The organism is Olsenella phocaeensis (genome assembly GCF_900120385.1).
Lineage (GTDB): Bacteria > Actinomycetota > Coriobacteriia > Coriobacteriales > Atopobiaceae > Olsenella_I > Olsenella_I phocaeensis.
The window spans coordinates 1-9,172 of record NZ_LT635529.1 but is presented as its reverse complement, the minus strand read 5'-3'; the positions used below and the strand labels follow the sequence as shown (position 1 = coordinate 9,172).

The window sequence follows — 9,172 nt, the reverse complement described above, 5'->3', positions numbered from 1 at the left end:
GGGGGAGGGGGGAGGGGGGGGGACGGGGAGACGCAGGGGGATGACTCCGGAAAGGCGAGAGATGCCAGCGGAGAGAAGCCTCCCTACCGGCGCCTGTCGCGCCGTCCGCGCAAGCCCACGACCAGCGCGACCACGCCCACGACGCAGATGGCAGCGCTCAGCTTGATCATGCCCCAGCTGGCGTCGCCGGTCTTGGGCAGCCTGAGCCCCAGGACGGTCGGACCCTCGGGCTCCTTCTCCCCCGGCCGGCCCGGCTGGCCTGGCTCCACCGCCCCCGCAAAGCTGTGACGATAGGCGATGGCGTCGGTCTTCTCTCCCTTGGAGTCCCTGACCTCGACCCAGCCGATGCGCAGACCTGAGGCGGAACCGGGGTCGCTCTGGACGCTCACGCGGATGTCGTACGTGCCATTGTCCACGCTCAGGCCCTCGGCGGAACTGGAACCAGCGACGCCCAGGCAGCTCAGTCTGTAGGAGTACTCGCCCACGTGGTCGAAGGCAATCCTTTCCGGAGCGGCGGAGCCCGTGGCAGAAAGCGCGATCGACTGGGTCGCGTCGCCCGTGAGCGCGAAGCCGTACCTTCCGCCGTCCGCATCCGCGGGCAGGGGCGCGCCGTCGACGGCAGCCAGCTCGTACTCGAACGTCCCGTCGACGCCTTCGGGTACCCGGCCCGTCACCACGAAGCTCTGCGCCACGTCAATCGAAAGCGGCCCCTTGGCCAAGGCCACACGCACGGGCAGCAGGGAGGCCACGAGCGCCAGCAGGCAGGAGGCAAGCGCAAGCATGGAGCGAGAGAGGCCCCGCGTCGGGTCCGTAGCGTTCTTCCTCACGAGCGATCACCCTTCCTTGCGCCTCGGCTCCCCTTGCGTCCCCGCGAGGGGGCGCCAACCACCCAGGCCAGCAGCAGGAACACCAAAAGTCCCAGGCCGATCTTCGCCCAGAGCGCGAGCCCCTTGCCCACCGTGCCCGCGAGCGTGCGGTCGACGGACTCCTCCGTGAAGTCGTTCTGGAAGGTCTGGTCGACGACCTTCGCCACCACGATGTGCCGGTCGTTGGTACCAGACCCGCAGGTGGAAAGGACGAGCATGTGGTCGTCCGGAGTCAGCGCCCCATCCACCCACTGACCCGCATGGGACTTGAGGTAGGCAAGGAACTCCTCTGTCGAGGGAGAGCTCCCCACCGATGTGCTGTACACGACCTCGTCGTACGCGTCTACGAGCAGGTAGGCGCATACCTCGACGCCGTGGTTAGCACCCCCGTAGTAGATGTTGCCATGGCGGTGCCGGTTGAAGTACTCGCCGTCCCCGAAGCGGTCCAGGTCGCCAAACATGAGGGAGTTCTCCATATGGTGTCCAAAGACGATGGTGCTGGGCGCGGAGAAGTCCTTTGGGCTGCGATAGTCCAGGAAGAGCGAGCCCGAGAGGGCAAACTCCCCCATGGGGTTGACGTTGAGGTACTGGTCGTTGTCCTTGCCCTGCACCAGGGGGTAGTCGATCCCCGTGCCATAGAGCGTGAGCCAGCCCAGCACGTCGGGGTTCCTGGCCTCGAGCTCCTCGAAGCTGGGGTCGTCGTTGGAGCTGGGGCGGTAGGACTCGAACTGCTCGCGGTCCGCCTGCTCGACCACGCGGTTGTTGTCGAGCACCGCGTAGGCCGTGAAGCAGACGATGAGCATCAGTACGGAGAGAACCACCCCGTCGACCAGCCAGTTTGTGAGTCGGATGGCACCAAGGGCCAGCCGACGGGGCAGTTGACGATTCATCTAGCGCTCGAGCTTCCTCTTGGCTGCGCCATAGAGCACGACGCCGGCCACGGCCACGCCGCCCATCAGGACGAAGGGCAGGTTGTTGAGGACGATGCCCGTGGGGGTGACGGACTCCTTGTTGTTGGTGACGGTGACGCCGTTGGCAGCGTCATCGGCAACAGCCTTCGCCTCTGCGAAGACGCCCGTGGTAGTGTAGCCGTCCTTGTTGGCCTCGGACTCCTCCACGCTGTACTTGGTGCCGATGACCACGTTGTCAAAGGTGACGGTCTGGCCATGCTTCAGCTTGAAGGTGACGGTGCCGTCGGCGTTCTGGATGCCCCCGACGCCACTGGCGGTGATCTGACCCACGCTCCAGCCGGCAGGAACGTTCGTGGGCGCGGTGAACTTGACCGTGAAGTTCCAATCCTTGTTGTGGTCGCCAGAGCCGCCCGTGACGTTCTTGGTGACCTTTACGGCATTCTTGGAAGGTTGGCCCGGAGTGTCTGGGGTGGTCTTCTCGGTGAAGGTGTTTTCGAACTTTACATTGCCCTGGGAAACCTTCGTGCCAACCGCGCTGGTGGTGGGATTCTTCTCGAAGGTCACGCTCTTGACGGCGACGCCAGAGTTCCCGTTCTCCACGTAGACGCGCATGAGGTACTTGTCGGTGCTGTCCACCATCGTGCCACTGGCGCCGTCGGTGTTGGTGATGTCTTCCGCCTTGGTGGCATTCTCGCTGATCAGGTAGGCATAGACGCCAGCGTGGGTGTAGGTCGGAAGGGTGACGGCCTGCGCCTGGGACTTGTCTGCGCCATCACCAGTGGCCTCGAGCGTGATGTCGCCGATCGTGGGGATGAGCCCGTCGGTCGACTCCGAGCTGCCGCCGTTGCCCGTGTCCACCGTAACGCCCTCGACCTTGAAGGTGAACTTGGCCTTGACGTGCGACCCCTCGTTGGTCTTCAGCACCTTGGTGATAGAGACGTTCCCGCCGCTGATGACCTTGCCCGCCGCATCCCCGCCGACGCCATAGCCAGGCTCCGCCGCCAGCGCGGGCGTGATCCCTCCGAGCGCGAGAGCGGCCGTCAGGGCCACTGCCGCAAGCTTGCTTTGCATCCTCATGTTCAAATCCCTTCTGTTCGCGCCTGCTAGACGCATCCTACCCTTGCTATGTACGCGGCCGCTAGAAGTTCCTCCTCCTGACGACCGTCATTACCTCGCCCTCGGTGCCCGTGTCGATGTCCACCAGGCCGTAGATCCTGCTGTCCTTCGACTCGGGGCGGTTGTCTCCCATGACGAAGACCTGTCCCTCGCCCACCGTCACCGGGTACGTGATTCCGGCCGAGAACGGCAGCGTCTGGGTGTAGATGCCGTCCTCCGCCTGGCGGTACCCGTTGAGGACCAGCCCGTCCTCAGAGAACTCGACCTTGTCACCAGCCACGGCTATGACACGGCGGACCTCCTTCTTGCCCTCGTCGTTGACCACTATGAGGTCGCCTGCGGAGTAGTCCTTCTGCAGGCGGTAGTACACGATCAGGTCGCCCTCCTTGAGGGCTGGGCTCATGCTCTGGTCCGGGGCCTGGAACAGGCCAAAGAGGAAGAGGAACACCATGGCCACGAAGCCCAGGACGAAGGCCAGCTTGAGCACCAGGAGGACGAGCTCTGCGATCAGGGGCGCCTGAGGCTCGGACCCGGCGTCGGACGTGGAGGCATCGGCATCTTCCGCAAGCTGCGCGGCAACGGTGGCAGCCGCGCCCTGCGTCGTGGGCTCGCGTCGCAGGTGCGCCTCCTCGCCTGGGAGGGGACTCTGTGCGTAGTGCCTCGGCATCACGCACCCCACCCGGCATTCCTGCGACGGGTGACGATCACTCCGGCGATGGCGATCGCCCCGCCAACGCCAAGTGCCAGGGGGAGAGAGGCCCGGCCCAGCGTCGCCGCAGCGATGCCGGTGACGGGAATCGGATTCTTGGTGTTGGTGAAAGTGACCTTCGAGGTAATTGTGTTATCCGAAGTGTTGTTCACCGTTACATTAGATTCCGTCAACTTGTAACTGCAGATTATTCCGTCTCCAGCAGTGACATCCTGGATAGTCCACCTAGCCGTATAGCCAGGCGCCTCCGCTTCCTTAACAGTCACCTCGTCTCCGTAACGGAGGTCATAGGTAAGCCCATTCGAATCAGCAAGCTTTGCGAACTTGCCGGCTTCGCCATTGCTCAGTTGTGCATTGGCAGAATATGTCTTGCCGTCGTGGGTAACGCTGACCACAAAGTCGAACTTCTTGGTGAGGTCAGCCTGCTTGCCCTCAATCTCCTTTTGAACAATTAACTCGACCGGCCTTGGCTCCCACACTGCATAGAGAACGTTGGCATCCTGCCCCGCGTCCCACGCCAGACCAGAGAGATTATCAGCGGCATAGCCCTTTTCGGATGCGAGCTTGGGATCGGACGCAACCGCGAAAGCAGTCGAATCGGCAGAGGCGCCCCAGCCTACGAAGTCGTAGCCCGTACGCGTCGGGGCGGCGGGGACGGTAATTCTGTCGTTGAGGTTGGTCACACCCTTGATTTTGGTTCCCTCGCTGAAGCTTCCGCCGTTGGCGTCAAAGATGGTCTTTACCGTCGAAGGACTGCCCTTGTCGCCGTACTCAGCACGCAGCTGCACGGTATAGGTGTAGCTGGGATGCTCTGGGGTGTTGTCATCGTTTTCAGTGACTCTCGCGTTGTCCTTGAGCACCGTGAACGTGTCGCCGGGGAACACCGTCTGCTTTGTGCCAGACACGTCCGTCACGTCGACATACCTACCCTGGCCCTCGTCCCACGTCTGGATGACCCAGTACATGAACAGCTTGCCGGCGGGTGCCGTCGACGCTGCACCGGCGACGGCCATGGAATTATCGAGGTAGAGCATGGTGTCGCTGGGAGCATTCTCGCCGCCGTTGCTGTCGTATGTGACCCCGATGCCGTTGGCGCCCGTCAAAGTCTTGCGCCACTTGGCATACAGGTCGAGCTTGCGCATGACCCAGGGACTGTCGACGTCCTCGTTGGTCGTCGCGCCATTGCCCCACTTGTCCATGGGGTCGGTCATGTCGACGTTCTTGTCGTAGGGGATGGTCACGGCATCGCTGAGCAACGTATCCGCACTGAACACCTGGGTGCAGCCGGGGTCCGTATACCAGCCCACGAAGTCGTAGCCCTCGCGGATGCCCGTAGGCAGCGACACCTTTTCACCGTATGTGATGAGCGAGGTCATGGGGACGTCAGAACCCTAGTCGAGCGTGTTGTCCGTTCCCGCGTTGGGATGAAGGAAGACACGATAGCGGTTCCTGACCCACTTGGCATAGACGGTAACGCCGTTCTCAGGCATCGTGCTGAAGGTGTAGGGGCGCGTGCACCGCTCGTCCAGGTACCACCCAGCAAACGAGTAGCCCGCATGGGCAGGAGTGGGCTGGTAATAGTTGCTTCCACCCGCGTTGTAGGAGCTGAGGTCGTCACCGTAAGACATGGAGTCCGTGACTCTCAGCAACGTGTGACTGATGTTCTCGAGCACGATGTTGTTGCTATCCACGTACACGCCATCCATGTACTGGACGTTGTAGGTGTTACGGGAGTAGTAGAAGCGTATCGAGTAGCCGTTCGACACGTTGAGGGACACTTTATCGCTGCTGCCGAAGGACGGGTCGGACGTGAGCTGGGTGAATCCAGCAATGTCGTGGAAGTCCTCCGACTTTGTGGAGTGCAAGGTCACTCGGCTCGCAATCTGCAGGTGCAGGTGCTGGTTGTACTGCTTGCCCCGATAGGTAACGTCGCCCGTCTCGCCGGGAGCCACCTCGGTGTAGTAGTACAGGTGATTCATGTGGCCCGCACCGTAGCCACGGAGCCTTAAGGTCGTGTTCTCGGCCGGCATGATTTCGAGCGAGTGAACGTCGCCCGTCGTGAACACCTGACTGTTCCGTGGCGTCCAAGCGTATCCGTCATAGCTCGTCCCGTCATTCCCAACAATGGGGAAGTTCTGCGAGATGTCCTGCCCGTACAGGGCCGTGATGGTCTTGACCGTCTGGATGCTCTTCTGGCGGACATAGCGCTGGCCGGTGTAGCGGTAGGTGTTGCCGCCTTCCGTGTATGTCCAGATATAGCCGTAGTAGGGGTAATAATCGTAGGTCAGAGGGACATAGCTGCCGTTCACATAGCCGTACTGCTCGCCGTAGGCGCCGAAGGTCGGACTGTAGGTGTCGACGGGAGCTTGGAACGACAGGGTGTACTCCGTGCGGTCGTAGTACACGTTGAGAACCGCGGTGCCCTCGGGCGTTATCCTGACGCCCTGGTCGAAGTGGTCCAAATGAAAGCCGGCATAGGTTTCGGGGTTGCCATCGATTGTCGCGTATGCCGCGTTGCCGCTACCCCTCTGCACGACCGTGTCGATGACACTGCCCACGCTTCCGTTGAGCATGATGTACTTGCTGAAGTCATAGCCATTTCCCGCCACGTTCTGCTTCCACACGACCACGGTGTAGTCGGCCGTGTCGCTGTGGTCCCACTTGGCATAGATGGTCGTGTTGTCCTCGATGGAGCTACCGAAGTGGAACTCGTTTCCGGGAGTGCAGTCCTTGTCCGTGTACCAACCGGAAAAGGTGTAGCCGGCACGCTTGGGTGCGATGCCCGGTTCCTGGGTTGGCTCGCCGCTCTTCACGAACTGGGGTGCGTTGTAGGTGGCATCCTTGCCGTTCTCGTCAAAGACGAGCCAGTGACCTTCGGGGGCATTGACAGAGAACACCACATCGCCGGTCAACGTGAGCGGCGAACCGTTTGGATAGCAGGCACCCGGCGTATAGTCCGCGATGTACGTACTTCCGGAGCTCACGTCCCAGCCTTCGAAGTTCTGAGAGGAGCTTGCCGGCGTGTACGCCATGTTGACGGTATAAGAGAGGGAGTCCTCATTGCGGTCGAGGTAGGTCGTCGTGGAGCCAAGCGACACGTTGTGCTCGTCGAGGTACGAGACGCTGATGGACTTGAGGACGATGGGATACAAATCTAAGGTGTCACCGTCTTTGAAGGTCTCGCTCGCGAGTGCACTGGTCGCAAGCGAACGCACGTCAGCGATGGTCTGGGGCGCCGTGTCCTTCGTGTAGTTGGCATCCGTCGTCCAGCCGCGGAAGCTCTTGCCCTGCGGCACCGTGCCCGCGCCCGGATCGTACACGACGGAGTCCACGTCATCGGTCTTCTTGACCAGAATGGACGTGACGTCATCGGAATCCGCCTTATGGAACCTCACCTCGAGACGCGCGACGTCGCCCGTGTCCACAATCGCATAGATCGAGAAGTGGTTCGCCTCGAAGACCTGCTCGTCAGCGTCGGCCTTGATGGTCTTGACCTCCTCGACCTTTAGGGGTGCCTCGGCCGTGGGTCCAACAGTCGAACCCGTGGGAGCGGGATCCTCGGTGCTCTCGCGCTGCTGGCCCTCGCTCTGCGGACTCGCGGGCGCGGTACTCTCGCCTCGGTCATTTCCTTGGTCCGTGGCAGCCGTATCGGCTGCACTGGTCGCGTCAATCGCACCGGCCGAGGCTGTCGTGTCGTTCACATCTGTCGCGTCAATCGCATTGGCCGAACCGGCCGCGTCGGTCACGTGGTACACCAGGACGCCATCGTTCTGCATGCCAGTCTTCGAGAAGGTCACCTTCACGCTTCCGTTGGGCTGGACCTCGTTGCCATTGGAATCGCGCAGGGTGACGTCGATCGCCTTGATGGACGTGGCGCTGTTGCCGCCGTCCTGGAGCTTGCCGTTCACGGCGTCGATGACCTTCTGGTCGTCAACAAGCCGCGCCTCGACGGTGGTTCCCTGCGGCAGCACGTCTGCCTGGGCCTCGATGGTGACGACGGTCCCGTCGTCCATGGTGGTGCCAAGCGTGTGTGTGCCGGTCTCCTCCGCACTTGCGAGCGTCGAGACATGGCGGCCGAAGCCCAGCGCCGCCACGAGGCAGGCGATGATGACCGCGGCAAGAAGCCCGGGAGCCCTCTTGTTCGAAACCATATCCACCGTCCAAGCGTCTGCGTATATGCTGTGGCAGACGGTATACGATCATTACAATATGCTCTACGCGAACCCTTTAAGGGACTTTATAGACACTCCCATATTAGCCATACGAACCGCGGTTTTGCTGCATTTTTTCTCAAACTCATAGTAATGGTCACTTAAATAGTAGCATTTACGCTGCTTACCTTTGACAAAATATTATAAGAATAATATTCATTGACTTCGCAACGCGAGTCAGGACTTGGCCGTATGACTGGCCCAGAAAGTCGTCTGCGCACCTGCGTCATGCGCAAACGACGCATGAACTGCACGCCACGTCACAAGAGGCCAGGTCAAGCGAGAGTGGCGCGCATGCCACGGATCGTTTGCGCGCCGCATGCCGGACCCGAACACGGCCCCGCGCCCCCGTCCCAGCAAGCGTTCTCTATGCCGATCCCTGACCCAGCGTCGTTGGCGGCCGTTCTCTATGCCTTCTCCTGAACCTGCCTGCGTTCTCTATGCCTTCTCCTGAACTCGGCAGAAATCTACCTGGGCTTTTGTCAGAAAAAGTCAGAGAAATGCATAGAGAACGCAGGGTGAGAGGGGTGAGGCAAAAAGGCAAAGAGGCAGAGGAGCGAAGCAGCGGAGAGGCGAGGAAGCCGACGTCGGAGCAATCTTCGGCTATGTCGTCTCGGTCGCGACCAGCGCCCGAACCAGCTCCTCGCTCACCTGGTAGCGACGTGCGACGTCGGCGTCCCCCTGCACGGCGAAGCTCACGTCGCGACCCGAGGCGGCGGCATCATCGACCAGCGCTCGGCAGGAGGAGTGCAGCTGCCCCACGCCCGTGAACTCCCTCAACTCCCGCGCGTTCCCCGCATTGACGCCGGACCCGGGCAGTATCTGCAGCTCGTCTCCCAGCTGCACCTGAAGCTCGCGAATCAGCTCGCGCCCCTCCCAGGCCGTGTGCCTCTGCCCGCTGGTGAGCAGGCGGTCCACGCCCAGCCCAACCAGCAGCCGGGCCGCGGCAAGTGGCTCGTCCACCAGGTCGAAGGCCCTGTGAAAGACTACCGTCGCCCCATACGAGTGCACCAGGGACACCATCTGCGCCGTTCTCGCCTCGTCAAGGTGACGCGGCGCGTCCAGCGCCCCGAAAGCGATGCCGTCCGCCCCCTCCTCGAGCAGCATCGTGGCCTCGTCCAGGAGCTGCCGCCACTCAAGCCCCCCATAGCAGAAGCCCCCGCCTCGTGGCCGTGCCATCACCACGACCTCGAGGCCCGTGGATTCCCTCACCAGCCTCAGGCTGGCCACGCTGGGGGTGAGCCCACCCAGCTCGAGGGCCGAGTTGAGCTCGATGCGCCGCGCGCCCCCGCGCCAGGCGGCAAGGGCGTCCGACGCGCTCCCGCAGCAGACCTCGATCATGGCAGCAACAGCCCCTCT

General features: G+C 62.3%; 7 protein-coding genes. All 7 read right to left on the bottom strand.

From position 1 onward, the window contains the following. Nucleotides 1-83: 83 nt before the first annotated feature. A complete protein-coding gene (locus tag BQ7388_RS11250; RefSeq protein ID WP_072500701.1) occupies nt 84-827 on the bottom strand; it encodes a hypothetical protein in 744 nt (247 codons plus the stop codon). Continuing rightward, nucleotides 824-1,756, bottom strand: coding sequence for a class B sortase (srtB, locus tag BQ7388_RS11245; RefSeq protein WP_009278546.1), 933 nt, complete (start codon nt 1,754-1,756; stop codon nt 824-826). Before srtB ends, BQ7388_RS11250 begins: the two co-directional genes overlap by 4 nt. Beyond that, nucleotides 1,757-2,854 carry a DUF7601 domain-containing protein gene (locus tag BQ7388_RS11240; protein WP_072500700.1) on the bottom strand — a complete coding sequence of 366 codons (1,098 nt, stop codon included), beginning with the start codon at nt 2,852-2,854 and terminating at the stop codon, nt 1,757-1,759. A 61-nt stretch (nt 2,855-2,915) separates the two neighbouring features. Further along, nucleotides 2,916-3,560, bottom strand: a complete 645-nt coding sequence (lepB, locus tag BQ7388_RS11235; RefSeq protein WP_072500702.1) for a signal peptidase I — start codon at nt 3,558-3,560, stop codon at nt 2,916-2,918. Then, entirely contained in the window at nt 3,560-4,978 is a 1,419-nt protein-coding gene (locus BQ7388_RS11230; RefSeq protein WP_072500699.1) for an InlB B-repeat-containing protein, read from the bottom strand. Before BQ7388_RS11230 ends, lepB begins: the two co-directional genes overlap by 1 nt. 15 nt (nt 4,979-4,993) lie before the next feature. Then, nucleotides 4,994-7,753 carry an InlB B-repeat-containing protein gene (locus tag BQ7388_RS11225; RefSeq protein ID WP_072500698.1) on the bottom strand — a complete coding sequence of 920 codons (2,760 nt, stop codon included), beginning with the start codon at nt 7,751-7,753 and terminating at the stop codon, nt 4,994-4,996. 663 nt (nt 7,754-8,416) lie between these two features. Continuing rightward, on the bottom strand, nt 8,417-9,172 hold a 756-nt coding region (locus tag BQ7388_RS11220; protein WP_234946970.1), incomplete at its 5' end, for a copper homeostasis protein CutC.